Source organism: Enterobacter huaxiensis, assembly GCF_003594935.2.
Classification (GTDB): domain Bacteria; phylum Pseudomonadota; class Gammaproteobacteria; order Enterobacterales; family Enterobacteriaceae; genus Enterobacter; species Enterobacter huaxiensis.
The window spans coordinates 26,774-51,160 of record NZ_CP043343.1 but is presented as its reverse complement, the minus strand read 5'-3'; the positions used below and the strand labels follow the sequence as shown (position 1 = coordinate 51,160).

Below are 24,387 nucleotides of genomic sequence, written 5' to 3'. Positions count from 1 at the left end.
TGTCACGCCCGTCGAGCTTGTCCAAACTCTCCCCCTGTTGAGAGATAAATCAAAATAATATGATTTTTTTATTGCAACATGATTCTTTTTGTTCAAAATGACAAAAAACATCATGAGGTGATAAATGGAAAATATTGAGCAGTTACGGAAAGTCGCCACACGTGCAGGTAAGCTTCTGACATCTTTGAGCGAAAGTATCCGCCTGCAAAAAGAGGAATTGAAGCTTACCGAGTTCTATCAGGAATACAGCAAAGCCGCACTGTATAAGCTGCCTAAGCTCAGTAAAGGTAGTGTTGAGTATGCTGTGGCCGAAATGGAAGCCGGTGGTTACATTTTTAAAAAGAAACCCTCCGGCAATACGATGAAATACGCGATGACGATTCAGAATGTCATCGATCTCTATTTCCATCGTAAAGTACCCAAGTACAGGGATCGCTTCGATAAAGCCTTCACGATTTTTGTATGTAATCTTAAAGGTGGAGGTTCCAAGACAGTTTCTACCGCTTCATTATCACATGCTTTTCGGGCTCATCCTCAGCTTCTGTTCGAAGACCTGCGTATTCTGGCCATCGATTTCGATCCGCAAGCATCTCTGACAATGTTCCTGAGCCATGAGAATTCAGTAGGGCTGGTAGAAAATACGGCTGCTCAGGCCATGCTCCAGAACGTGTCTCGTGAAGAATTACTTTCCGATTTTATAGTGCCGTCAATTATTCCGGGTGTTGATGTAATTCCCGCTTCCATTGACGATGCGTTCCTTGCTGAAGGATGGAAGGGATTGTGCGAAGAGCATCTGCCTGGAAAAAATATTCATGCGGTGCTTAAAGAAAACATTATCGACAAGCTCCAGCATGACTACGACTTTATTTTCCTTGATAGCGGTCCTCACCTTGATGCGTTCCTGAAGAACTGCATTGGTGCTGCAGATCTGATGTTGACCCCTCTGCCACCCGCGACGGTTGATTTTCATTCTTCCCTAAAGTTTGTGGCCAGCCTTCCTGCACTTATTGATTCTATCGAAATGGATGGGCACATCTGTAATCTAATCGGTAATGTCGGCTTCATGTCCAAAATCCTGAACAAGCCTGATCACAAAATTTGCCATAGTCAGGCCAAAGAAGTTTTCGGTGCCGATATGCTCGATATGCTTCTGCCGAGGCTAGATGGTTTCGAACGTTGTGGGGAGACTTTTGACACTGTTATTTCAGCAAATCCAGCAACCTATGATGGAAGTACAGAGGCGCTTAAAAGCGCAAAATCAGCGGCAGAAGACTTTGCGAAGGCAGTTTTTGATCGCATTGAGTTCATTCGTACTAACGGAGGTATGTGATGTCGAATGAGAAAAGAAAAACCATCGGCAGACAGTTAAATACCCAGGCATTAATGGTCGAGATGACTGACATCGGGCGAAGCCAGGTATTTACCTTGAAAACCGGCAGGAAGGTAACGTTCAGATTTGTTCGGGTGCCTGCATCTGACGTTGAAAGTAAGACCTTCGTAAACCAGGAAAACAACGGAAGAGATCAACTTGCTCTGACCAAGGAGTCCCTGAAGTCCATTATCCAGACGATTAAGTTTCAGCAGTTCTTTCCTTGTATTGGCATTCAGCAAGGTGAAAGGATTGAGATACTGGATGGTTCAAGACGGCGAGCCTCAGCGATTTATATCCGTACAGGCCTTGATGTGATGGTGACGGATGAACATTTTTCAACTGATGAAGCTCGTCAACTGGCTAAAGATATCCAGACAGCTAAAGAGCATAACCTTCGGGAGATCGGCCTGAGATTGATAGCTCTTAAAGAATCCGGATTTAATCAAAAAGAAATTGCTGAACTGGAGGGGTTATCTCAGGCTAAGGTCACCAGGGCGCTGCAGGCGGCGGCAGTACCGCAAGAGTTGATTTCTCTGTTTCCGGTTCAGTCGGAGCTGTCGTTTAGTGACTATAAAATTCTTTTAGAGATTAACGAAAAACTTAGTGAAAAAGGCTTGGCGTCTGAAGAGCTCATTCAGTCTGTCTCAGATCAGCACGATGCAATTTTGAGTGATCGCGAGCGACCAGAAGACGAACAGAAAGCCAGTATACTTAAGCTGATTTCTCAGACATCTCAGACATTGATAGCTCCATCTCCTAAGGAAAAGTCAGTGGTTTCCCCACTATGGTCCTTTGAAGAAAAGGACAAGTTCGCACGCAAGCGTGTTAAAGGGCGCACGCTAACTTATGAGTTTAGCCGTATGTCAAAAGCGGTACAGGATGAACTGGACAAGGCTATCCATGAGGTCCTTAACAGAAATTTGAGTCAATAATTTCGCCACGGCGATTTCACTTATAACTTATTGTAATTAGGCAATTTAAGTTGAGAATTTCAAGGTGAAATCGCCAAGGTTTCAAGCCAGTGTCGCTGCAGGAATATCTGACCAGCGTGTCGTATATGCCGTAGAAAGCATCTCCCGCTTCATTTGCCACTTAGGCGCAATTCCCCTTCCGACAAACTACACTTTCCCCAGCCCAGAATGGTTGATATCTTCCAGAACCTTCATCAGTTGGTCACTGTTGCTGTGAGGCAGCGTAGTATCAAACAGGTTCAGTTGCGAGACACCCGTCGGCGTGAAGTCGTTAAGCATGCAGCCCGCCTTCGCGTACCGATAACCATTAACCCAGATACGACCCAGCGCTCTGACTACAGTATTAATAATGTCGCGCGTGTCCTGCGTGGGAGTCAGCAGCTTTCCACTGGCCAGATTACCGTTGTAGGGTTCATTTACTGCAAACGGCGAGGTTTTTACGAACACGGCGATATGTCTGTAGTACTGCTTCTCGCCGCGTAACTTCTCAGTTGCGCGCTCTGCATGCTGACATACGGCCTGCCGCATAGATTCGTAGGTGGTGACACGCTCTCCAAACGAACGGCTACAGACGATCTGCTGCTTTGCAGATGGCGCTTCCTCCAGGGATATGCAGGCCTCTCCTTTCAGTTCCCTGACCGTTCTCTCCAGTACAACATTAAGATTCTTCCGGATAAAAGGGTTAGCACGGGCCAGCTGCAATGCTGTAGTAATATACATCGTATTGAATGTCTTTGAGATCCTGCGACCAACGCCCCAGATTTCCTCAACCGGCTGCAGGGACAGAAGTTTCTCAGTTCGCTTTGGATTATCCCTCGTTAGTGCAAGCACCCCACCAAACTGCGGCCACTCTTTCGACGCCCATTGAGCCGATTTGGCCAGCGTCTTTGTAGGTCCCATTCCAACACTGATGGTCAGACCTGTCCCGCTTCGGACGTGCCCACGCAGCTGGCGCCCGAGATCCTCAAGATCCATACAGCCATCTATGCCCCGGATATCCAGAAACATCTCGTCGATGCTGTACTGCTCGACGTGCAGCGCCAAATCCTCGAGGTGCGCCATGACCCTGTTCGACATGGAAGCTTACAGGGCGTAGTTGCTGGAGAACGCGATGACCGGCTCAGGGAACTGCCCATTCTTTAGCTGAAACCACGGCACGCCCATCTTGATGCCGAGTCGCTTTGCTTCTTTCGATCGTGCGATGACACAGCCGTCGTTGTTGCTGAGCACTACGACAGGCTTGTCCCGCAGATCCGGCCGGAACACCTTCTTGCAGCTGGCGTAGAAGGAGTTCACGTCTGCGAGCGCAAACATCAGCTTGCTGCCCGGGTTTTATGGATAAAAGCCGTGACGACGCCGAATATCTATAGTTCTTCAGGATAAAGCGTGGGGTAGGCGGGATTCATCGGAAGCAGGGCGATGCGGGGCCGGAGCTGCAGGCGTTTGACGGTAAACTCCCCTCCCGTCTCCGCGATAACAATATCCCCTGCACAGGCGTTTCCGGTTTGTCTACCACCATGAGGTCGCCTGAGTGCAGGCCCATACCCTTCATCGAATCACCAATGGCCCGAACAAATAGGTCGCATTAGGGCGGCTGATGCAGTAGGCATAAAGGTTGAGTTCGTCTTCCGTATAGTCGGCAGCCGGCGAGGGAAATCCGGCCGGGCAGCATTCAGTGAATAACGGGGCTGTGAACGGTGCTGGCTCAGAAGCTGGAGAGACGAAAACAATCATGAGGTACCTCATAATAATACTGTTTTAACATGGGTCTTCACCGATCATGGTGGAAAGACTTAAATCTCTTAAGATTCTGTTAAGATCTCTCCTGTAAGTTATTCAGACACACTTCACAAGGAGATGAAAAAATGAAGAAAACACTTCTGGCTGTCCTGTTAACCGGGCTTTCATTTGGAGCTTTTGCGCAGCAACAGGGGTTTGTTGCCCCGGCCGGTCAGGAATACTCTCAGGGCGGATTCAGCGGACCCAATCCGGGGTTATCATCAGTTGCGCAGGCCAAATCATTTCGTGATGATGCATGGGTCATTCTTGAAGGTAATATCATCCGGCAGGTCGGTCATGAACTCTACGAGTTCCGGGATGCCAGTGGCACTGTGTATGTCGATATAGATGACAAACGCTGGCTGGGGCAAACCGTTTCCCCTGAAACAAAAGTGCGCCTTGAAGGGGAAGTTGACAAAGACTGGAACAGCGTTGAAATTGATGTCAAAAATCTTCGTGTACTGAAGTAACCTTCCAGACACACTTTTATCCTGACAGCGGTTTAGGCACTATCGATGGTGATTATTTTACCGGAGACCGCTGTCATGGACGAAAAATCACTATATGCCCATATCCTCAACCTTGCTGCACCATGGCAGGTTAAATCCCTCTCTCTTGATGAAACAATCGGCTCTGTTACCGTCATCGTTGGTATCGCTGAAAACGCGTCATTATTCTGCCCGACCTTTGGTAAATCCTGCCCTGTTCACGATCACCGTCATCGTAAATGGCGACACCTTGATACCTGCCAGTTCGCCACGTTCGTTGAAGCCGGTGTTCCCCGTATTATGTGCCCGGAGCATGGATGCCAGACTCTGCCTGTACCATGGGCAGGCACTGGCAGCCGGTACACGCTGCTTTTCGAATCATTCGTTCTCTCCTGGCTGAAAATCAGCACCGTTGATGCAGTCAGGAAACAACTTAAACTTAGCTGGAATGCCGTTGACGGCATTATGACCCGGGCTGTTAAGCGAGGCCTTGCCCGGATAAAAAAGCCATTATCCGCCCGTCATATGAATGTGGATGAAGTCGCCTTTAAGAAAGGTCATCGTTACGTAACGGTGATCTCCGATCGCGATGGTCGTGCGCTGGCCTTAACGGATGATCGCGGCACAGAGAGCCTCGCCAGCTATCTTCGCATGCTCACTGACGGGCAGTTGCTGGCTATCAAAACGCTCTCAATGGACATGAACGCAGGCTATATAAGAGCAGCGCGTATCCACTTACCCAGTGCGGTTGAGAAAATCGCCTTCGACCGCTTCCATGTTGCAAAGCAACTGGGCGAAGTGGTTGATAAAACCCGCCAGAATGAACATCCGCACCTTCCTGTTGAAAGTCGGCGTCAGGCAAAGGGGACCCGCTTCCTGTGGCAGTACAGCGATAAGTGGATGACAGAATCCAGGCAGGAGAAGCTGGTATGGCTGCGCGCGCAGATGAAGCTGACGAGCCAGTGCTTGGCGCTAAAAAAGCTGGCAAAGGACATCTGGAACAGCCCCTGGAGCGAGGAACGAAGGAATGACTGGCAGAGATGGCTGGCGCTGGCGGCTAACAGTGATGTCCCCATGATGAAGAACGCAGCCAAAACGATAGGGAAAAGACTGTACGGCATCCTGAATGCCATGAGGCATGGAGTCTCAAACGGAAATGCAGAGGCGCTGAACAGCAAGATCAGACTGCTGAGAATAAAAGCGAGGGGATACCGCAACCGGGAGCGCTTTAAGATGGGAGTGATGTTCCACTACGGGAAACTGAATATGGCGTTCTGAGCCTTCCCACCATGATCGGTGAAGACCCTTTAACATACAGCATTGTTTAAGAAATCTCCCGTCCTGCAAGGAGAATTTTACCTGTTCTCGCCATGTGGTTGTTCTGCCGGTAAAAGGAGGTGCAGGGTTATCCACAGAAACGGTGCATAACCTTGTGAGATAACTGTTGTTGAGGTTTTCCATGTGCACCGTGTCGCTACTGTAGCCGGGCCGCTTCGTATGCAAGCAACTGTCTTATGCGTGGGTAGGGCAGGGGCCGCTATGAGCGATAAGCGGACATTCATTTTTGGAGCTTCAGTGTAAGCCCTCTTATCAGTTCACGGATTCTGCCTGTTCTACAAACAAACTTCGATTGATGAATTGAATTAATAGAAGCTTTTAGTCTGTCTCATCACATATTGTTTTTTGTCGACAAAACTTAGGGTTGATTTGCACCTCAACCATAAGGACGAAGTATGTCAGATAAAAAACGTATAGCCATTACCGGTGCTTCAGGGAAAATTGGCAGGGTGACAGTAGAATGGCTTGAGAAAGCCGGTTATGACCTGTTTCTCATCGATAAAAAAGAGCCCGTAACCGATGCCCATCCAGCGATGATCGCGGATTTAGAGGATTTTGGTGCAACGCTCGACGCACTTTCCTCCGTCGGGGAAGACGTTTATTCACGACCTGAACCTGCAGCCTTTGATGCCGTGGTTCACCTTGCCAGTATTCCTCACCCCCGAATGATCCCTGATTCTGACGAGTTCAGAAATAATATGCTGGTTACCTTCAACGTATTTGAGGCATCCAGGCGGCTGGGAATAAAAAATATCATCTGGTCATCGAGCGAAGTCCCTACCGGCGTGCCTTACGACCAGTGGGATGCCCCCTATGTTCCGGTGGATGAGCACTACCCGGCCCGGGGGATCAGCATTTATGCGCTGACTAAAGTGCTGGGTGAAGAGATGGCCCGTCAGTTCTGCCTTAATAACGCTGACATGCGCATTACCTGTCTGCGGCTTTCTAATGTTATGGCGCCGGAAGAGTACGCGCAGTTTGAAAGCTGGCAGAACGATCCTGCCGTAAGGCAATGGAATATGTGGACTTATGTTGACGTCCGGGATGTAGCCCAGGCGATTGAGAAAGCTGTCGAATATGATGTCAGGGGTAAAGATGAGTTCTTTATTACCAGCGATGTGACCTGCATGCGAACCCCCACACAGGAACTTCTGGACCGCTACTATCCAGGCGTTGAACAGCGTAAAAATTTTGTAGGTAATGAGTCAGCACTCAGCAGCGAAAAGGCAATGCGCGTCCTGGGATATCGCCCAGCGCACCGCTGGACCGATAGCGTGTGATGCTCACGCGCCCTCCTTTGCTACCGGCCTGCACATGGCCGGTTAACCCCTTTAACCGGAGAATCATATGAGTGAGAAAAAACTGGCTCTTATTACTGGCTCGAGCAACGGTATCGGCCTTGCACTTGCTGAAGAATTTGCAGCTAACGGATACGATCTTGTCATCGTCGCCAGGGATGAAAAAAAACTTTCAGCCACGGGTGAAAACCTGCAAAAACGTTTTTCAGTTAACGTACACGCGTTCAGTGCTGACCTGAGTGAGTATGACCAGATAACAGACCTGCAGGCCAGAATGGATGATGCCGGTTTAGCCCCTAATGCACTGATCATCAACGCCGGCCAGGGACTCGGCGGCGCGTTTATCGACGGTACCGATCTTGAAAAAGAGCTTAGATTAATCCGGCTCAACGTTGATGCTGTGGTACATCTTTCTAAAATATTTATCCCGCGGCTCGTTGAGCAGGATAACGGGCACGTTCTTATCACATCGTCGCTTTCCGGCTCGGCGCCAATACCTTTCGAAGCGGTTTACGGGGCGTCAAAGGCTTTCGTAAACTCCTTTTTTTACGCCATACGTAACGAGCTGATGGGGAGCGGTTTATCAATGACGCTTCTGATGCCTGGGGCAACGGAGACCAATTTCTTCAAAAATGCAGGACAGGCCAGCACGACCGTAGGTTCGATGAAAAAGGACGATCCGAAAGAAGTGGCAAAACGTGCCTGGTATGCCCTGATGACAGGACATGAATTTGTCTATGGCAGTGAATATGCCGAATATGAGGGCGAGGTGATGAACAGAATGATGAGTGAGTCACATAAGGCTCAGCGTCACCGAATCATTTCTGAACCCGACTCTGCCACAAAAAAGTAAATCCGCACGGCGCCGGGCATCAGCCCGGCGCCTCTTTCATCAGCATAAATACAATGCCAAAAGCATGGTTGCTGACGACCTCATTTCATCTTTTAGGCAACCTGCCCCGGAGCGGGCTACCGATGACACATCAGTTTTTCATCCAGCGTTCAAAAGCCGTCTTCCAGTCAGGATGCCAGCGCGACAGGGCCGGGCGGTTGTCCAGCATATCCTGGGCGGCCCAGAGGATACGCTTAGCATCCATCTCGCTGGTCACGGCGTTATCAGGGCAGATGATATAGAAGTCACCCCGCTCAAAGCGCGGGAGGAAATAGTCAATAACCTGCGCAGCCATCCACGCTTCATCTGGCTTGTTACCGCTGCGCTCGTTCATGCCAGGATCGTTCATATCGGTCCAGGTATAGCCTGGCACCAGAAGATGAGCGGTGAGCCTGATGCCGGTTTCCTTCACAAGCTGATGAGACAGCTGCTCCGTCAGCACCTTTACGGCTGCCTTTGAGGCGTTATAGGCTGCGAACCCTGGTGGGGTCGTAATACCCTCCTTCGAGCCCAGGTTAACGATCGCACCGTTCTCATCCATTTTTAACATTTCCGGCAGAAAAATATGCTGTGTGGCAACCATGGACAGCAGGTTTACCTCCATCTGCTGTCGCCAGAGAGTTGGGGAATCACAGGCTCCGGCAGCTATTTTCACGCCGGCATTGTTAAACAGCAGATTTACTTTCCCCCAGGCGCTGTAAACGGTGTCCTTGAGCTGTTGGAGATCTTCATCACGGGTAATGTCGCCAGTGACCAGCAGCGTTTCAACCTCCAGTTCGCCGGCCAGCTGCTCGAGCGCCTGTCTGTTCCGGTCAAAAAGACAAAGCTTCATGCCCTTTCGTGCCAGCTCCCTTGCCGCCGCAGCGCCAATACCTCTCGCCGCGCCGGTTATTACGGCAACGTTACCTGTACTGATGACTTTATCGTTCATGATTTCTCCCGTCAGTAATGCGTACCGATAAGAACATAAGAAGAAGTGCTAACAGGGAAAAAGCAGCCCCAACCCACCCCGTAGAGAGCCAGCTTCCTCTCGAAGCGATAACGAAACCGCCTGCAGCTGCGCCAAGCGCATTGGAAATATTAAACGCGCTGTGTGTCAGGGATGACGCCAGAGTCTGTGCCTCACCGGCAATGTTCATCATATGGGCCTGAAGCGCTGGCACGAGCGAAAATCCGCACCCGAGCATAAACAGCACGATGAGAACCGGGGTCTGCAGTGTGCCCGTAAGGGAAAACAGGCCCAGAAAGACGATGTTCCAGGCGATGATGCCAAATATGGATGGGATCAGCGCAATGTCCGCCAGCCTGCCACCGATAATGTTGCCAGCAACCATGCCCGCCCCCCAGAGAACCAGGATCCATGGCACGGCTGAGGTTGAAAACCCGGCAGCTTTCGTCAGCGCCGGGGTGATAAAGCTGTATACGGCAAACATGCCCGCAAAGCTGACTGAAGCGACGGCAAACGTCATTAGGATCTGTGGGCTCTTCAGCGCGCCAAGTTCCTTGAGCGGTGAAGCGGACCTGTCGGCCGCCACGGATGGGACAAAAAGCATAACCATTATGGACGTCAGCACCAGGCCCGCTGCCACCATCCAGAAAGAGATTCTCCAGCCCAGCGTCTGGCCCGCCCATGTGACAAGCGGAACGCCGGCAACGTTCGCTACGGCCAGTCCCAGCATAACGTAACCGATATACCGGGCTTTGTGCTGTGGCGAGACCATTGAAGCCGCCACGAGCGCGGAAACGCCGTACCAGGCGCCATGAGGCATACCAGCAATAAAGCGTGCTGCGAACATGGAATTATAGCCCATGGCCAGAGCGCTCAGGGCATAGCCTACAAGTGTAATAATTAACAATATCAGCAGAAGGTTTTTACGGGCCCGGCGCGCGCCAAGCACCGCGATCGCAGGGGCACCGACCACCACGCCTGCAGCATAGGCGCTGATATAGCCTCCCGCGGCAGGGATTGAAACGCCGGTTCCCCGCGCAAGATCCGGCAGGAGGCTCATGGGCGCAAACTCGCCCGTTCCGATGCATAATCCGCCCGCGCCCAGCGCAAGCATGGCCGGAAAAAGACCCACAGGTGGATGAATACGTTCATCCTGCCGTGAAAGCGTTTGTTCAGACATTGACTATGACTCCTGATCCCGTTCACTGCCGGGTGCAAAAAAGAAGAACCGCTACCAGTCGGGTAAGGGCTCTCAGCTATGTGCAACTTATGAGTCACAACGTTCAGGAAAGAACGGCAACAGGCAGTGGTATATTGAACTGAAATAAACTATAAACGTCTCCTTTCGGTTATTGATGAATCAGATAGTCAGTAACGATGAGTATTATTCAACAATTCTGTTGCTGGTTTCGCCATGCAGGGTGATAAGCGTTATTTCGGCAGGTTTTCCAAGCCGGAAGGGAAAACCGTTCCAGATGCCGGAACCGTTGCTGACGTAAAGCTTCAGGGGCCCTGCTTCATACAGCCCGGACACAAAACCGTTATTAGCCGATGCGACCAGCCTGTCGAGACCGGCAATCATACCGCCGTGAGTATGTCCGGAAAGCTGAAGGCTAACTCCGCTTTCTGCGGCCTCGTCAGCATTTTCAGGCCTGTGGTCAAGAAGGATGACGGTTTCACCCGGGCGGGAAAACTTCAGGGCCAGGGACAGATCAGGACCCGGCAGGCCGTATGATGGCGCAACGACATCCGTCACGCCCGACAGATACAGCGAGTCGCTGCCACGGCTTATACGGTAACCGGCATTATTAAGAAAATGCAGGCCCAGTTTTTCAAAGGTCTGGATCCAGTTTTCAGCGCCGAAGTAATATTCATGATTGCCCGTTACGGCAAAAACGCCGTCCTCAGCCCGCAGCTGTCCAAGCGGCTCAATGTCGGAGAAACGCGCTTCTGGCCAGCCATCAATCATATCCCCGGTAACCACAATCATATTCGCATCGAGCTCACGGGTGCGGGTAACAACATCCTGTATCCAGCTTCGCGGCAGCAGTCTGCTGGCGTGCAAATCCGTCAGTTGAACTATCCGGTAACCATCAAAACGGGGGGACAGGCTCCTGAGCGTGACGTCTATCTTTTTCACTTCAGGAACCGCTGTACCATTTTTCAGGGCCAGCGCTGTGAGCATGGCCGCCAGAACAGGCAGGATAAACCAGAAAGCTGTATGCCATTTCATCCGGCGTCCTGATACCAGTCGGTGCAATATCCAGAACAGGTCACGCAGTACTAACAGGACTGCCATAAAGACGGTCATACCGAAAAACCCGGTAGTAAGCAGCAGCAACGGTTTTGGTATCTCAGGAGAAAACATATTCCCCGTAAATAATTTCGTGATCAGATGAAACTCGCAGGCCACAATCATTGCGCCTGCGACGGCTATTTTTACCGAAACCGGGGCGGGAAGCGGCCTGATAAAACGAAACAGCACGTAAAGCGCTGGAATGAGGGTCCAGATATGAAACACGCGGAAATCTCCCGGGAATTAAAAACTGTTAGTTTGCCGTGGCAGCGGGTTGCAACGTTTTGTTGAATGAATCTAAACTTACCATCCTTCAGGAACGATTTAATGCAATGTCATTTGACATTGCATTGAATTTTAATCAACGGTTTAACGCCATGTCCTCCAGACTGTCTACCACGCTCACCCGAAGCGATCTTGCTGAGCTCAACGCATTTCTTATCACTGAGAAAAGGCGCAGTTTTACTAAGGCCGCCATAGAACTGGGGATCACCACCTCTGCGCTGAGCCATACCATACGCAATCTCGAGACGCGCCTGGGTGTCAGGTTGTTGAACAGAACAAGCCGTACGGTCTCTCCGACCGAAGCGGGCGCAAGCCTTGCTCTGCGTCTTGAAACAGGCTTTAAAGAAATAGGCGACGCGCTTGAGGAAATTAACCGCATGCGCGATCGGCCCGTTGGAAAGCTCAGGCTTAATGTGCTGAGTGACGGAGCACGCCTCATCATGGCGCGACATCTTCCACGCTTTATCAGCAAATATCCTGAAGTGGAACTCGAAATCAGCGTTGATGACAGAATGGTCGATATCGTCCAGGAAGGATTTGATGCCGGGATCCGCTTTGGCGGAACCGTTCCTGAAGATCTCGTTGCAGTCCGCCTGGGGGGAGAACTCAGATGGGTAGCGGTGGCATCGCCACGCTATCTTTATCAACATACTCCCCCTGCCGTGCCTGAGGATCTGCGCCTGCATAACTGCATTCAACTGCGCACCGGGCAAGGCGTCATCTACAAATGGGAATTCCGTAAAGGAGAAGACTATCGCGTAGTTGACGTCAGGGGGCAGCTCTGTGTGAGCGAAACGGCGCTGGCAATTGAGCTGGCGCTGTCCGGCGTCGGTATTGCTTACTGCCTCGAAGACCGGGTGAGTGATTATATTCGTGACGGCAGGCTCAGGATTGTCCTTCCTGAATGGGCTCCTCTGGAAGAGCCGATGTATCTGTACTATCCAGGTCACAGACAAGTTCCCCAGGGATTAAAGGAACTTATCGAAACTCTGAGAGAAGAAATAGAACTAACACATGCAGTTTCAGCCTGAATCAGGCTCAGGGATTCGCAAATCACCTGAGCCTGAATTTCATAACCTGTTACGGATGTTTTTGAAGCATTTCCTTAAGGTTATGACGTGAGGTCGTTATGATAGTCCAGGGATCTTTTGGCGCGTCATGCTCAACAATATACCACTCAACCCCACTGCTTCTCCCCGCACTGATGATTGAGCGCCATTCCAGCAAACCTTCACCTGCCGGAGTGAAATTCATTTCGTCATCACGAATCCCGATAGCAGCGTTATCTTTTGCATGAATCGCATAGACGCGTCCTGAATATCTTGCAATTATTGACGCAGGATCCTGTCCTCCACGTGCAGCCCATGCCACATCGAGTTCAAGGCTAAGATTATTCTTGTGGGTATGCTTCATAATCAAATCCAGGGCTGTCACATCATCATACTTCTTCATCTCAAAATTATGATTATGGTAAGACAACGACATTCCTTCATTTCTTAACGCCTCCCCCATACGATCAAGCCTCCTGGCGTAATCTATCCATCCCTGTTTTGTCGTAGGTCGTTCATTAACCTCAATCCATGGGACAACGAGGTGAAAGTTTCCTATGCCTTTGTTAAAAGCAACAATTTTTCCGCGCTCGCTCTCAAGAGCAGATAGCTGTACATGCGATGAAATAACGTTAAGCTGATATTTTTTCAACGTTTCCTTCATTGTCGGTAAATCCATGTGATGATCACCGACAAGTTCTACATGTGAAAATCCCGCTTTTTTAGCCATGGCAAACTGTGCATCGGTATTACCAACATTTCTAAGCGTGTACATCTGAATAGCAATATCGTCCTGCGCTTCGGTGCGGGCATACCCCACCATGCTTGCCATTATAAGGACTCCACAAAAAATCGAGTTTTTAATCATTATCGTTCTCATTAAAAAAGTAATCGATTACAAAATATAATTCGGCAGATTTTTAATACAACAAGCATCCATAAAAATGTGAACTAAATCACTGAAAGTAATTTTCCCTAATAAGCAATATAAGTTAATTCATTTGACATTTTTGTTAAAAATCAATCCACAGCAGTAATCCAACTCCATTACAGAGGTCGCTGAATATACGTGTCGACATTAACCATTAGAGTTCGTGCTTAACGTCCGTTTATGGCACAGGGCTGCTGTTGCAGCCCTGACAACCTTAGACTTCAATCGATTCAGAGATCTCTAACGCATCATTGACTTCGATGCCTAGATAACGGACAGTGCTTTCCAGTTTCTTATGGCCCAACAGAAGTTGGATCACCCGAAGATTCTTGGTTTTCTTGTATATCAGGTAAGGTTTTGTTCTTCTCATGGAATGTGTGCTGTAAAGCGAAGCTTCGAGACCAAGCTTTTCTACCCACCCATGAAAAATTCGGCTGTATTGTCGGGTTGATATGTGCCGGTTAGTTCCGATCCGAGACCGAAACAAGAAGTCTTTACTGTGCAAATTGCCAAGCTTTATCAATGCAGCAACAGCTTCTCTTGTCCCTTTGGTTATCTCAAATTGCACAGGGCTACCGGTTTTCTGTTGCAGCACCGTTGCTCTGCTTGAAACCGAGCTACCATATGCAACATCAGATACTTTGAGGTTCACCAGATCGCAGCCTCGTAGCTTACTGTCTAAGGCCATATTGAACAGAGCTAAATCACGCGTTTTACCTTCCAGTTCAAGCCGGATTCGGATCCCCCAGATATGAGATATCTGAAGTGGTCTTTTTTGGCCTATGATACGGTCTTTATTCCACGGTGACGTGTTCATACTCAAATCTCCTGCAATGTGGGAGATTTGAGTATGGTTGTCTCTTATGAGCGAAGAGCAGATGTTTGCATTTTCGCTCATACATCGATAAATGAAATATGGCTTACGGATTACATAAAAAGAGCCCGGTGTAATCGAACAATATAATCTGCAGTCGGATTGGATTGCTTATCGCCCATTCGCTCCTGAATTGCCTGAACAGCAATATCCCGACGCGCAGGCAGCCGTGTTTTTTCCGTTGCGGCGATCGCTGACTTCATTTCATCAAATGTGAGGTCAGTACAGTAGCAAGGTGCACCCGGTTGTTGACGCCATGACTCCTCAACTGTACCTGCATCGAAGGCGTCAAACCCCGTATCACTGACAAGACGCATAATCAATTTTTTGTGCTCTACGATATTCCCTGCCACCGGAATTGAAATACGTCCTGCTGTACCCTCTGCTTTACCTTTTGTAGCGAGAGAATCTGAACCTATTGCATTCCAGGCCTTCACCAGTGGACGGTTCAGGAGATGCGCTACCCACGCGCTTTCGACCTGACCATCTGAGAACCCATCGATGATTCCGTCGCGATGTGGGTAATAGTTCGACGTGTCAGCAACGATAACATGACTGGGTAATGTCCGGATCAGAGGCGCGATATCCGCAACCTTTGCCATAGGTATGGACAGGATGACAACCTGTGCATCCTGTACTGCACTGGCTGCATCGGCTGCTTCAGCGCCCGTTTCAAGCACGTCGGGGGCTATCGTTTCAGGCCCACGTGAATTTGCAACCTTAACGGAGTGACCGGCAGAGGCGAGACTGCGAGCAAGCGTTTTACCGATATGGCCGGTTCCCAGAACAGCAATCCGGTACTTTTCATAATTAATCATAACATCCCCTTTTTGGCTCAGGCCGTTACTGCACGGTTACGTTTAACGATGGCATCATGAGTGAGTTGTTCGCCTGCAGACATAAACTCCTTGATCAACGCATCTCTGTTTAGTGGAGCGCGAGTTTTATCCGCTGCCTTAAGGGCTGCTTCAAGCTCTCCGGTTTTTAGCTCAGTACAGTAGGCTGGCGTGCCGGGCTGTTGCCGCCATGATTCGCTAAGCGTACCGGCATCAACTGCATCGAAACCGGTCTGACTGACCAGTTCTAGTGCAACAGATTTTGCTACCGTACTGTCGCCGGCAACCGGAATAGCGATACGTGAGGGTGAACCGGCAACCAGCCCTTTATCTTTAAGCGTCTCCGCCAGAACAGCGTTCCAGGCTTTGACAAGAGGGCGTTTGACTATTTCACTGGCATACACGCTTTCAGGTTTGCCTTCACGGATCTCTTCAATGTCCCCGTCGCGGAAGGGATAGTAGTTAGACGTATCAATGACGATCACGCTCTCCGGAACATCACGCAAGAGTTCAGCCAGTTCAGCATGCTTATCAAAGGGCGTAGAGAGGATGATGACATCCACATCTCGTACGGCTTCCTGACGCTCAACCGCCAGCGCCCCAGCTCTTCGCGCAATCTCTGCAATTGTTTCCGGTCCCCTTGAGTTAGCCAGTTTGACCTCATGGCCCTGCACAGAGAGCTTATGTGCCAGAGTCGCACCAATGTTTCCAGCGCCAATAATGCCTATTTTCATACCAGTACCTTTTGTCTGAGTGGAGGATGATCAGTTATCAGCGGGATGGGCAAAGTTATTGAGGGTATCTCGTAACTCCTCGAGCTTCGCATCCGATAACTGACAGGCTGATTTGATTTTTTCGGTTACGTGCCACAGCTCGCTTTGCAAAGCGAGCCCGTCATCCGTAAGAGTAATGAGGACTCGCCTTTCGTCAGCGCGATCCCGCATGCGAACTATGCGTCCGGCAGCCTCAAGCCGTTTGAGAAGGGGGGTAATGGTGCCGGTATCCATGCCGAGCTTATTCCCGATATCACCCACGGTGCGTGGGGTTCCGTTAAACAACTCCAGCATGACCAGATACTGGGGAAAGGTTAGCCCCAGCGGGTCCAGCAACGGCTTATGTAACCGGTTCATGCGGCTCGCCGCACCATAGAGGGCAAACGAAAGTTGTGTCCCTATTTCCTGTCGTGACTGCATGCTCATATGCCAATCCGTTATCTTGTAGATGATTATATAGTGCACTAGATAAAACCATATAACAAACTTTTAATCAGTTAAAGAGTGATGAATGAGTAATTCGTGCGGTATGACAATGACAACAAAGCAGGCTGAGAAGTCTCCAGACTGACGGGTACTATCGTTCCAGGCTATTCAAACAGGTCCGCTTCTGGCACTTAGCGGACTTTACTCATCTTATATTGGATACAAGACTCGTCAGGTTCACTGATAAGGTTCCTGATGTAATCTATTCGACTCAGTGGATTATTTTTTATCTGAACGAAGCATCCCACTTTTCTCCCTTCCTTACCATGTGATTTATCCGCCTGAAACACCAGACAGTAGCTGTATCTCCAGATAAGAGATAGGCTTGAATATATGTCTAACACTAACGCCAATTTTGAGATGACCGGGATCCTGTTAAGGTAAGAAGTCCGTAAACATAAAACTCCTCAGGAGAAGATCGCCATTATCCAGCAGACGATGGAGCCGGGCATGAATGTCTCCCATGTCGCCCGCCTGCACGGTTTTCAGCCCAGCCTGCTGTTTAAGTGGAAGAAGCTGTATCTGGAAGGCAGCCTCACCGCCGTTGCGGCCGGAGAGGAAGTCGTTCCCGCATCTGAACTCACAGCGGCACTGAAACAGGTTCGTGAGCTCCAGCGGCTTCTGGGTAAGAAGACGATGGAAGTTGAGATCCTGAAAGAAGCGGTGGAGTACGGTCAGTCGCGAAAATGGATAGCGCACGCGCCCTTGTTGCCAAAGGGCGGTGAATAGCCCTGGTAAGCAGAACCATGGGCGTGTCGCGTGCGCAGCTGTCACTACGGATTAACCGTGCTGCCGACTGGCAAGACGGGCGCTGTAACCGGCGTAATGCAACAGCAGATGCTGAAATACTGTAGGAGATCCTTGACATCATCAGCGATATGCCCAGCTACGGCTATCGGGGGTGTGTGGGGTATCCTGCGTAAACAACGTCGCACAGAGGGGCTGCCGGTGGTCAATGCCAAACGACTTTACAGGATCATGAGTGAGCATAACCTGCTGATATTGAATGACAAAACAGAGCGGGCGAAGCGTGAGCATAAGGGCTAGATCGCGGTGGCAGAAAGTGATATGCGCTGGTGCTCAGATGGCTTCGAGTTCGGCTGCGACAACGGTGAAAAACTGCGGGTCACGTTCGCGCTGGACTTCTGCGACAGAGAAGCCATAGACTGGGCGGCGAGCACGGGAGGCTACGACAGTTCGACGGTGCAGGATGTGATGCTGAGATCGGTGGAAAAGCGCTTCGGTGACAGATTGCCGACCACAGCGGTACAGTGGCTGACGGACAACGGTTCAGCGTATACCGCGCATGAAACGCGGAGGTTCGCGAGAGAGCTGAATCTGGAGCCCTGCACAATAGCGGTGAGCAGCCCACAGAGTAATGGCATGGCTGAACGGTTCGTGAAGACGATGAAGGAAGACTATATCGCGTTCATGCCAAAACCGGATGTGAGAACAGCCCTGCGAAACCTGCAGCAGCGTTCACGCATTACAATGAAAACCACACGCACAGCGCGCATCGTTAACTTAAGATACAAAAGCTGTCCAGAGATGGCGGGTCAAGATCAGTTTCGAAATGGATCACATCAGCCTGACGAATGAAGAAGAGTTACAGGCATACAGTTTTACTGACCTTGTTGCGGAAAAAATCCGTTCGGTTATTCAGCAGGTGGAACGCAACCGGTCCCGGCGTCAGGATATCTATGACCTGAATTTTCTGATGGATGTTGTGACGCCGGACGAGAAAGAATGCCACACCATCCTGACCATCCTGCTGGACAAATCTGCAGAAAGATTGCCTGCAGGTACAGTGAACCCTGAAACGCTCAGCCTTCCAGATATCAGGGAGCGCTCATTTCGTGAATATGCCCGTCTACGGGATGAAATCGAGGGAGATCTCCCAGATTTTGAACGTGCCTATGATCGGCTGGAGACATTTTACCGATCGCTGCCCTGGTCGCAGGTATCAGGGTGGCAGAATGCTCAGAACTGAATATCACTACTGCTCGCAAGGATTACGGGATGAACAACTGGATCATTCTGTCGCACAACTGGCAGTCCTGCGAGGGGATTGTCCGTCAGAGCAACTCCGGTATCATCCGTACAGGAACAGATTGATGCGACATACTGGCTCCGGGTTGAAACATCGTCTGGAGTGGCAAACCCGCCCATTATTAAAAAACGAATCAATGATCCTCTGTTCTGATGGATTATGGAGTCAGGTAGATGACAGCCATCTCTACAATGTGTCAAACAGCGAAGACCTGGCCAGACTAGTTCAAAGCCTGGGCATGGTTCCGTTTCCAGATAATCTCTCTGTCGTGATGCTGGGTTCATTCTCTGTTACGTAACAGCTCATCGCATGTCTGATGTCGAGGTGGGGAGCAAAAGGTATGTGCTGTGCGCTACGTGATGAAAATGACAGGTCTGTCTGAAGACGACTTGGCGAAGATCTGACACTAATTCCCCCTTATCTGGCACTTCCTGTCCGGTCATTAGCAAATACTGGTGGGGCAGGGAGGCATCTCCGTCAGAAAGGACTATCCAGTCACCGTTTTTAAGCAATTCATTGAGCGCTTCAACCTGCCCGCTAATTCTGGCCGGCACCGGTAATATTTGTTTCCCGTCTTCACTGAAAGCGATGTCCAGGGCGCTTTTCAGAAGGCAGATGCTGTTTACTGATGCTGAGGGCTGAATTCGGTTCCGGCCTCTCCAGTCTATGTCGATAAGGACGTGGTAGATCCAGCCATGCTGAGTTGCCAGTTCCAGCCGGAACATATCATTCTGCTCCAGCAGTTCGCCGGTGCAGCTGCGCCAGATGTAGTCCAGCTTTTGCTTGAGGCGGGCGCGTATATCCAGTGATCGTTCCTGATTCAGTATCCAGTCAATATCAGTGGCCAGGTCACGCGAGAAACGACGCTGCTTTTTAGTCAGAGCAAACCAGCGCGTAATGAAAAGATTTTCCTGCGATTCTGAGTTAATCAGCCCGTCCTGACGGGCCAGCTGCAGCGCGACAAGTGCGCACTATGCCAGATGACCGGTCTTATCCCTGTTTATCAATTCTTAAGCATCCCTGATGAATGTTAAACGATAACTAGCCGATAGCACCGGCCTGTTTTTGGCTTCATCGATTATGCTGTGCAACTCATCGACGGACAATGGTCTGGATTCATTCGATCTGTGCACCATTGCGTGGCAGTTCGGGCATAGCAGAACCATATACCTGACCGGGTTTATTTTATAGCTCTTTTAAGGGGGGTGATATGGTGGACGTGGATTAAGTCCTTGCTCAGGTCTCCGTAGAATTTTTCGAAATCGAATCCGCAGCCCTTGCAGACGGTAGCATGATGTCTGATACAGGCTTTCCTGGCTTCAGCACTTCTCTCGTAGGCATTGATTGTGCCAGGGCTCCTCAATGTGTTTGTCCCACCATGCAAGCCTATACTCAGAGGCACGGGGCTATGTCGGTAGGGTGTTTTTAGCGATGCTGAGATAAAGGACTTTTATTGTGTCTATACCCGCCGTGTGTTATCTGTAAAATAATATAAATATTAGAAAGTCATCATAAGTGTTTTATCAACTTATGATCGGTATATGTTACCATTTTATACGGCATTTCAGGTTGGTGTTTTTCATATGTTAAATTCTATAACATTAAAACAATATTAAGTGGGTTATGTTTAGGGTTTATTTAATTGCAGCAATTCAAAATAACTTCTGAATATAACTAATAGAGTACACATGACAATGAAAAAATTAATTCTGGCCGCATCAATCGCATTACTGTCAACGCAAGCATTTGCACAGTCGGAAATGACCTGTGTAAAAGTGACGAATGCTCAGATCGAAGCTTTATTTGACAACTGGAATAACTCGCTTAAAACAGGAGATGCCAAAAAGGTCTCTGAGAATTACGTGAGTGATGCAGTACTGTTACCGACAGTGTCGAATAAAGTGCGATTGACTGACGCTGAGCGTGTCGACTATTTCAAACATTTCCTCGCGAAGAAACCAACCGGCAAAATTGAAAGCCGCACCATTCGCCTTGGCTGTAATAAAGCAATAGACAGTGGTGTCTATAAGTTTACGTTTGCTGACAAGTCTGAAGTGACCGCCCGTTACACGTTTACTTATACGTTTGATGGGAAAGAATGGAAAATCTCATCACACCACTCCTCAGCGATGCCGGAAGGCTAATGGCTGTTCATGCCTGTCTTCAGCAGGCATGATATTTTTCCTACCGATTAATGGCATTAGGTCATTACACCAGCTTGATACTGATTTTTTCTCATTTCAATAAAACGATCCTATTTTTTAATATACCATTTCCAATCCGGCAGAATTTAATATGCAAGAAGATATATATACTGGGCGAATTGATATCGTCCTACAGGGCATTTATTCAAATAAGAAACGATGGGGAGGAGAATTTCTTTGCCGGGAAAGGAAAAATGACAGGCTGTACAGCCCTGCTGCACTCCTTAATGATGTACAAAAGAATGGACATCAGATAGCATTTGATAAAGCAATGGTTAAAAATATTCTTAACGTTGTTAATGATTTGAATATTGAGAATTTAACGATCAACGTTCATCCTGAAAGCCTTTCTGATGCTATATTTATCAGCTGGTTTTGTCATTCAGTTCATGAAAAAAAAATAAAACCATCAAACATTATTCTTGAAGTGACAGAATATACACCCTTCACATCTAATGTGGGCGTAGTGAATAATCTCACTGATTTGAAGCTTTCAGGGTTCCGCGTGGCAATGGATGATTTCGGCTGCGACTTTTCGAACCTTGAACGCTACGTGCTGATGGCCCCCTACTTAGACTACATCAAGATAAACCATAAAATATATTCAGAGCCACAGATCTTCGAGCGTTTGGTACACTCGATAGAAGCGTTGATATCAAGAAGCGCGATTATAGCCGAGTGTATCGAGAATAAAGATACTGCTATGTACTTGGACTCTAAGGGGATTATTCTACAGCAAGGCTATTATTACCATAAACCAGGGGGAATAGGGGCGTTAAGGAACGAGATTGCAAGCGGTATGTGCCCATGAGTTTAATAAATAATAAATCCAAAATAAGTGTGTTAATTATCATTGTTGTAACATCATTTGTGCTATGTCTTTCATTTCTTACTGTTATCTCATTTAAAGAATTGAATTATATTGAATTGGTCACTTCCGAAATAAAAAATTTTTACGATCTTGAATTTACCCAGAATGAAGAGATTGCATTATCCCTAAGCACAACGTTAACCTATAAAGATTATGCTACCACTAGCAATCATGCGATCGCAGGGAAACTGATTCGCATTAATGAAAGTAAAGAGGGAGTGAATGACTTGCTGGCAGGGATACGCATTATTGAAAAAAATGTAAAACCTATATATCTTAAAAATAAATATTTGATCTCCCCTTCAGCGGGAGTGTTATATTTTTTTGATGCTGACACCAAACCTTTTCAACATGCGATTTTTTCTCATATCGTTAAAGAGAAAGAATTATATACCAGAAAAGAACCAGATCACGGGTTTTATTCCCGATTGTTAAACTGGAACGCAAATGATAGACTAAACAGCGTTACGGGTATCTATGCTGATTCTTTAACCGGTGAGTTAGAGGATACGATGTACAGTCCATTTTTCGATCTACGAAGTGGACGGTTTATGGGGTACGTCTACGCCGATATCAGTCGATCATTGAATAACAAACTTGCTCGTAAGTTTGTAGACGGGAAAAAGTGGGTATCATTATATCTACGTTTTGATGAAACTGGTGAGGGGTACTGTTTTTATGGCAGTTGTGAAAATGCATTGCTTAAAAACGAAACTCAAACATCGAAGCATTACGTCATTATCGGCGGCGTTGATATTGTTTCCCTCGCCTTAAATAATCATGCGTTCATTATCTTTTGCATTATGATTATTTTGGTTGATATCATTGTTTTCATTTTGCATAAAAAACAAAATGACTATCATCATACAAGGATTTTTACAGATGCGCTCACCGGGGTATATAACCGACGCGTACTTGAGAATTTAAATTCTGATGATTATGCTTTTATTATTTTATTCGATTGCAATGAATTCAAAGAAATAAATGACAGCTATGGGCATGATGCTGGTGACAGGGCGCTGAAGCAGATCGTGCAGATCATCATCAATAATGTCAGAGAGAAGGATATCGTCCTGAGATATGGCGGTGATGAATTTGTCGTTGTGATAAAACATGGCAGCAGACAGGCCGTATTAATGGCTGAAAGGATCTCCTCTGATATCAAGAGAAACCCTCTAATTTTAGGTTATGAACAAGTTCAGCTTTCAGTCAGCTACGGCGTCTCGTACGTTTCGACCAAAATTTCTGATGCGATAGCTGAAGCTGATATAAAAATGTTCGAACAAAAAAAGGAAAATAAAAAGAGTAGAGTGTGTAGTGCTTAAAAATGTCAGGCTACAGGCCTGGCGTTGGCATCCTGCAGCTATTGCTATTGCTATTGCTATTGAATTAATGTTCTTGGGGATCTTCGCTCTGCCGATGGCGAGTACAAATACTGCCGTGGGTTCTGCCTGTCATTCTATGGAACATAGAAATAAACGCGGAGGCGCTTCTATAGCCGACGGTATACGCTACCACTTGCACTTCCACTTCCACTTTCTCGCCCTGCTCTAAAAGGTCGATGGCTTTGACGACACGCAGACGCTGGCGCCAGTCACCGAGTGACATGCCCAGCAGCTGGTAGCTGCGACGATTGACCGTTCTGACGGTGTATCCGAATTTTTCCGCGATTTCCTTTATAGGGGTTTCCATTGCCGGGCACCGTCCAATTTCCGCCGTTACTCGGCTCAAAAGGGGATTATTAGTATAGGGCAGAAACGTACTTTGCTGGGGAACCTGGCGCGTATGCTACAAACTTCTCAGGTCCGTCATCGCTGAAAATTGCTGAAGGTATGTATGCGTATGCCGGACTGCGTCAGCAGGTTTTTGAGCAGGGTTCACAACTGGATTTGGTGATCCTCAGGCCACTATTCAGGCTATATTCCTCATCTTTGATGCAGAACAAACACCACTGCGTAATAAGCAAGTTGGCTGGGGGACCCTGCCTGTCGGGAGATATCCATGAAACTCGACCCACAGACGCGCGACATCCTGCGCCATTATAAAGCGCTCATTAATGCCCGCTGTCGTGATTCCGGCCAGCGGGAGCTGACCACCGCGCAGGTGGTTGATGAAATCTGCTACTACATGACCTGTCAGTGTGCGGTGTATATCGGCGGACACTTCATCCTGCATGGTGGAAAGGGAGTGTGATACTCCGGCAGGCGGTGATGCCGCCTGTCAGCCCGCGCGTAAAACTTGGCAGGCTCGCGCCTGCGGGGCAAGGACATGCGCCGCGCTTCGCGCCGCTCTGTGTCCGTTGCCCCTGTGCTCTAAGGGCGTACACTGAACACTCTTTCCTTCTCCTTCGGAGTTTTCAGTGTCTCAGTTCAACATTGCAGCCAAATCAAAAGAAGAGCAGGACAAAGTCGCCGTGAACCTGGTGGCTTCTGGAGTGGCATACAAGGAACGTTTGAACCAGCCGGTTGTAGCTGAGGTTGTGTCCAGAGAGCAGCCGGAGCATCTCAGAGAATATTTTATGGAGCGAGTCCGGCACTACCGCATACTCAGTGCTCCGCTGCCTTACGCAAACGATCCGATATATGTTGAAATGGCTGAAGCCAGCGGTAAGCCGAAGTGAGCCATCAGGCTCCAACAAAATCAGA

23 protein-coding genes and 4 pseudogenes are annotated in these 24,387 nt (G+C 48.7%); 15 read left to right on the top strand and 12 right to left on the bottom strand.

What is annotated here, in order from left to right:
* Window positions 1–124 precede the first annotated feature (124 nt).
* On the top strand, window positions 125–1,330 hold the full coding sequence (locus D5067_RS23625) for an AAA family ATPase (RefSeq protein ID WP_119938050.1): 1,206 nt from the start codon (window positions 125–127) through the stop codon (window positions 1,328–1,330).
* On the top strand, window positions 1,330–2,304 hold the full coding sequence (locus D5067_RS23620; protein ID WP_162497947.1) for a ParB family protein: 975 nt from the start codon (window positions 1,330–1,332) through the stop codon (window positions 2,302–2,304). The genes D5067_RS23625 and D5067_RS23620 overlap by 1 nt, the downstream gene beginning before the upstream one ends.
* An 81-nt stretch (window positions 2,305–2,385) precedes the next feature.
* Here the strand turns inward: D5067_RS23620 and umuC are convergent.
* Window positions 2,386–3,657 (bottom strand): annotated as a pseudogene (umuC, locus tag D5067_RS23615) (translesion error-prone DNA polymerase V subunit UmuC).
* A 50-nt stretch (window positions 3,658–3,707) separates the two neighbouring features.
* A pseudogene (umuD, locus tag D5067_RS23610) lies at window positions 3,708–4,077 on the bottom strand (translesion error-prone DNA polymerase V autoproteolytic subunit).
* A gap of 131 nt (window positions 4,078–4,208) precedes the next feature.
* On the opposite strand from umuD, the gene D5067_RS23605 reads away from it, so the two are divergent.
* The 4 genes from D5067_RS23605 (at window position 4,209) to D5067_RS23590 (ending at window position 8,099) form a co-directional block, all read left to right on the top strand.
* On the top strand, window positions 4,209–4,592 hold the full coding sequence (locus D5067_RS23605; RefSeq protein WP_047959931.1) for a YgiW/YdeI family stress tolerance OB fold protein: 384 nt from the start codon (window positions 4,209–4,211) through the stop codon (window positions 4,590–4,592).
* A 75-nt stretch (window positions 4,593–4,667) separates the two neighbouring features.
* On the top strand, window positions 4,668–5,888 hold the full coding sequence (locus D5067_RS23600) for an ISL3 family transposase (protein WP_119938062.1): 1,221 nt from the start codon (window positions 4,668–4,670) through the stop codon (window positions 5,886–5,888).
* A gap of 455 nt (window positions 5,889–6,343) precedes the next feature.
* The gene (locus D5067_RS23595) at window positions 6,344–7,228 is read left to right on the top strand and encodes an NAD-dependent epimerase/dehydratase family protein (RefSeq protein ID WP_042718065.1); all 885 of its coding nucleotides are present in this window, start codon (window positions 6,344–6,346) and stop codon (window positions 7,226–7,228) included.
* A gap of 67 nt (window positions 7,229–7,295) precedes the next feature.
* Complete coding sequence (locus tag D5067_RS23590; RefSeq protein ID WP_042718064.1) at window positions 7,296–8,099, top strand: SDR family NAD(P)-dependent oxidoreductase; 804 nt, start codon at window positions 7,296–7,298, stop codon at window positions 8,097–8,099.
* A gap of 130 nt (window positions 8,100–8,229) precedes the next feature.
* Here D5067_RS23590 and D5067_RS23585 read toward each other — a convergent pair whose 3' ends face one another.
* The 3 genes from D5067_RS23585 to D5067_RS23575 form a co-directional block, all read right to left on the bottom strand.
* Window positions 8,230–9,069: an SDR family NAD(P)-dependent oxidoreductase gene (locus D5067_RS23585; protein ID WP_042718063.1), complete on the bottom strand. Its 840-nt coding sequence runs from the start codon at window positions 9,067–9,069 to the stop codon at window positions 8,230–8,232.
* Window positions 9,059–10,267, bottom strand: coding sequence for an MFS transporter (locus D5067_RS23580; RefSeq protein WP_119938048.1), 1,209 nt, complete (start codon window positions 10,265–10,267; stop codon window positions 9,059–9,061). The genes D5067_RS23585 and D5067_RS23580 overlap by 11 nt, the downstream gene beginning before the upstream one ends.
* A 204-nt stretch (window positions 10,268–10,471) precedes the next feature.
* Window positions 10,472–11,608 (bottom strand): metallophosphoesterase, encoded by a 1,137-nt coding sequence (locus tag D5067_RS23575; protein ID WP_042718060.1) that lies wholly within the window; start codon window positions 11,606–11,608, stop codon window positions 10,472–10,474.
* A 152-nt stretch (window positions 11,609–11,760) separates the two neighbouring features.
* Here D5067_RS23575 and D5067_RS23570 point away from each other — a divergent pair, with 152 nt between their 5' ends.
* On the top strand, window positions 11,761–12,699 hold the full coding sequence (locus D5067_RS23570) for a LysR family transcriptional regulator (RefSeq protein ID WP_049137942.1): 939 nt from the start codon (window positions 11,761–11,763) through the stop codon (window positions 12,697–12,699).
* A 49-nt stretch (window positions 12,700–12,748) separates the two neighbouring features.
* Here the strand turns inward: D5067_RS23570 and D5067_RS23565 are convergent, their stop codons facing one another.
* The 5 genes from D5067_RS23565 to D5067_RS23545 form a co-directional block, all read right to left on the bottom strand.
* Window positions 12,749–13,549: a sugar phosphate isomerase/epimerase family protein gene (locus D5067_RS23565; RefSeq protein ID WP_235843325.1), complete on the bottom strand. Its 801-nt coding sequence runs from the start codon at window positions 13,547–13,549 to the stop codon at window positions 12,749–12,751.
* Window positions 13,550–13,862: 313 nt separating this feature from the next.
* The gene (locus tag D5067_RS23560; RefSeq protein WP_119938046.1) at window positions 13,863–14,465 is read right to left on the bottom strand and encodes a site-specific integrase; all 603 of its coding nucleotides are present in this window, start codon (window positions 14,463–14,465) and stop codon (window positions 13,863–13,865) included.
* 110 nt (window positions 14,466–14,575) lie between these two features.
* Window positions 14,576–15,340, bottom strand: coding sequence for an NADPH-dependent F420 reductase (locus D5067_RS23555; RefSeq protein WP_042718056.1), 765 nt, complete (start codon window positions 15,338–15,340; stop codon window positions 14,576–14,578).
* A gap of 17 nt (window positions 15,341–15,357) precedes the next feature.
* Window positions 15,358–16,092, bottom strand: a complete 735-nt coding sequence (locus tag D5067_RS23550; protein ID WP_049137951.1) for an NADPH-dependent F420 reductase — start codon at window positions 16,090–16,092, stop codon at window positions 15,358–15,360.
* A 30-nt stretch (window positions 16,093–16,122) separates the two neighbouring features.
* Entirely contained in the window at window positions 16,123–16,488 is a 366-nt protein-coding gene (locus tag D5067_RS23545; protein ID WP_042718083.1) for a MarR family winged helix-turn-helix transcriptional regulator, read from the bottom strand.
* Between the two features lie 546 nt (window positions 16,489–17,034).
* On the opposite strand from D5067_RS23545, the pseudogene D5067_RS23540 reads away from it, so the two are divergent.
* From D5067_RS23540 to D5067_RS23530, 3 genes and pseudogenes are all read left to right on the top strand, one after another.
* Window positions 17,035–18,140: pseudogene (locus D5067_RS23540) on the top strand (IS3 family transposase).
* Window positions 18,141–18,190: 50 nt separating this feature from the next.
* Window positions 18,191–18,607 carry a nucleotidyl transferase AbiEii/AbiGii toxin family protein gene (locus tag D5067_RS23535; protein ID WP_119938045.1) on the top strand — a complete coding sequence of 139 codons (417 nt, stop codon included), beginning with the start codon at window positions 18,191–18,193 and terminating at the stop codon, window positions 18,605–18,607.
* A 124-nt stretch (window positions 18,608–18,731) separates the two neighbouring features.
* Window positions 18,732–18,965, top strand: a complete 234-nt coding sequence (locus D5067_RS23530) for a hypothetical protein (protein ID WP_119938044.1) — start codon at window positions 18,732–18,734, stop codon at window positions 18,963–18,965.
* A 112-nt stretch (window positions 18,966–19,077) separates the two neighbouring features.
* Here the strand turns inward: D5067_RS23530 and D5067_RS23525 are convergent.
* Window positions 19,078–19,623 (bottom strand): annotated as a pseudogene (locus D5067_RS23525) (DUF2913 family protein); the annotation flags it as partial.
* A 738-nt stretch (window positions 19,624–20,361) separates the two neighbouring features.
* Between D5067_RS23525 and D5067_RS23520 the strand changes: the two are divergent.
* The 3 genes from D5067_RS23520 to D5067_RS23510 all read left to right on the top strand — a co-directional run bounded on the left by D5067_RS23520 (window position 20,362) and on the right by D5067_RS23510 (window position 23,067).
* Window positions 20,362–20,811: an SgcJ/EcaC family oxidoreductase gene (locus D5067_RS23520; RefSeq protein WP_119938043.1), complete on the top strand. Its 450-nt coding sequence runs from the start codon at window positions 20,362–20,364 to the stop codon at window positions 20,809–20,811.
* 151 nt (window positions 20,812–20,962) lie between these two features.
* Window positions 20,963–21,682, top strand: a complete 720-nt coding sequence (locus tag D5067_RS23515) for an EAL domain-containing protein (RefSeq protein ID WP_119938042.1) — start codon at window positions 20,963–20,965, stop codon at window positions 21,680–21,682.
* Entirely contained in the window at window positions 21,679–23,067 is a 1,389-nt protein-coding gene (locus D5067_RS23510; protein ID WP_119938041.1) for a GGDEF domain-containing protein, read from the top strand. Before D5067_RS23515 ends, D5067_RS23510 begins: the two co-directional genes overlap by 4 nt.
* Before the next feature lie 64 nt (window positions 23,068–23,131).
* On the opposite strand, the gene D5067_RS23505 is transcribed toward D5067_RS23510, so the two are convergent.
* Window positions 23,132–23,434, bottom strand: a complete 303-nt coding sequence (locus D5067_RS23505; RefSeq protein ID WP_119938040.1) for a helix-turn-helix domain-containing protein — start codon at window positions 23,432–23,434, stop codon at window positions 23,132–23,134.
* Between the two features lie 309 nt (window positions 23,435–23,743).
* Between D5067_RS23505 and D5067_RS23500 the strand changes: the two genes are divergently transcribed.
* Window positions 23,744–23,935 carry a hypothetical protein gene (locus D5067_RS23500; protein WP_119938039.1) on the top strand — a complete coding sequence of 64 codons (192 nt, stop codon included), beginning with the start codon at window positions 23,744–23,746 and terminating at the stop codon, window positions 23,933–23,935.
* 166 nt (window positions 23,936–24,101) lie between these two features.
* Window positions 24,102–24,362, top strand: coding sequence for a DNA polymerase III subunit theta (locus D5067_RS23495; protein ID WP_119938038.1), 261 nt, complete (start codon window positions 24,102–24,104; stop codon window positions 24,360–24,362).
* Window positions 24,363–24,387 lie beyond the last annotated feature (25 nt).

What these genes read in the sequence shown, in the direction of transcription:
- D5067_RS23625 (WP_119938050.1), top strand. Translation starts at nt 125, where the DNA reads ATGGAAAATATTGAGCAGTTACGGAAAGTCGCCACACGTGCAGGTAAG.
- D5067_RS23620 (WP_162497947.1), top strand. Translation starts at nt 1,330, where the DNA reads ATGTCGAATGAGAAAAGAAAAACCATCGGCAGACAGTTAAATACCCAG.
- D5067_RS23605 (WP_047959931.1), top strand. Translation starts at nt 4,209, where the DNA reads ATGAAGAAAACACTTCTGGCTGTCCTGTTAACCGGGCTTTCATTTGGA.
- D5067_RS23600 (WP_119938062.1), top strand. Translation starts at nt 4,668, where the DNA reads ATGGACGAAAAATCACTATATGCCCATATCCTCAACCTTGCTGCACCA.
- D5067_RS23595 (WP_042718065.1), top strand. Translation starts at nt 6,344, where the DNA reads ATGTCAGATAAAAAACGTATAGCCATTACCGGTGCTTCAGGGAAAATT.
- D5067_RS23590 (WP_042718064.1), top strand. Translation starts at nt 7,296, where the DNA reads ATGAGTGAGAAAAAACTGGCTCTTATTACTGGCTCGAGCAACGGTATC.
- D5067_RS23585 (WP_042718063.1), bottom strand. Translation starts at nt 9,069, where the DNA reads ATGAACGATAAAGTCATCAGTACAGGTAACGTTGCCGTAATAACCGGC.
- D5067_RS23580 (WP_119938048.1), bottom strand. Translation starts at nt 10,267, where the DNA reads ATGTCTGAACAAACGCTTTCACGGCAGGATGAACGTATTCATCCACCT.
- D5067_RS23570 (WP_049137942.1), top strand. Translation starts at nt 11,761, where the DNA reads ATGTCCTCCAGACTGTCTACCACGCTCACCCGAAGCGATCTTGCTGAG.
- D5067_RS23565 (WP_235843325.1), bottom strand. Translation starts at nt 13,549, where the DNA reads ATGGCAAGCATGGTGGGGTATGCCCGCACCGAAGCGCAGGACGATATT.
- D5067_RS23560 (WP_119938046.1), bottom strand. Translation starts at nt 14,465, where the DNA reads ATGAACACGTCACCGTGGAATAAAGACCGTATCATAGGCCAAAAAAGA.
- D5067_RS23555 (WP_042718056.1), bottom strand. Translation starts at nt 15,340, where the DNA reads ATGATTAATTATGAAAAGTACCGGATTGCTGTTCTGGGAACCGGCCAT.
- D5067_RS23550 (WP_049137951.1), bottom strand. Translation starts at nt 16,092, where the DNA reads ATGAAAATAGGCATTATTGGCGCTGGAAACATTGGTGCGACTCTGGCA.
- D5067_RS23545 (WP_042718083.1), bottom strand. Translation starts at nt 16,488, where the DNA reads ATGAACCGGTTACATAAGCCGTTGCTGGACCCGCTGGGGCTAACCTTT.
- D5067_RS23535 (WP_119938045.1), top strand. Translation starts at nt 18,191, where the DNA reads ATGGATCACATCAGCCTGACGAATGAAGAAGAGTTACAGGCATACAGT.
- D5067_RS23530 (WP_119938044.1), top strand. Translation starts at nt 18,732, where the DNA reads ATGCGACATACTGGCTCCGGGTTGAAACATCGTCTGGAGTGGCAAACC.
- D5067_RS23520 (WP_119938043.1), top strand. Translation starts at nt 20,362, where the DNA reads ATGAAAAAATTAATTCTGGCCGCATCAATCGCATTACTGTCAACGCAA.
- D5067_RS23515 (WP_119938042.1), top strand. Translation starts at nt 20,963, where the DNA reads ATGCAAGAAGATATATATACTGGGCGAATTGATATCGTCCTACAGGGC.
- D5067_RS23510 (WP_119938041.1), top strand. Translation starts at nt 21,679, where the DNA reads ATGAGTTTAATAAATAATAAATCCAAAATAAGTGTGTTAATTATCATT.
- D5067_RS23505 (WP_119938040.1), bottom strand. Translation starts at nt 23,434, where the DNA reads ATGGAAACCCCTATAAAGGAAATCGCGGAAAAATTCGGATACACCGTC.
- D5067_RS23500 (WP_119938039.1), top strand. Translation starts at nt 23,744, where the DNA reads ATGAAACTCGACCCACAGACGCGCGACATCCTGCGCCATTATAAAGCG.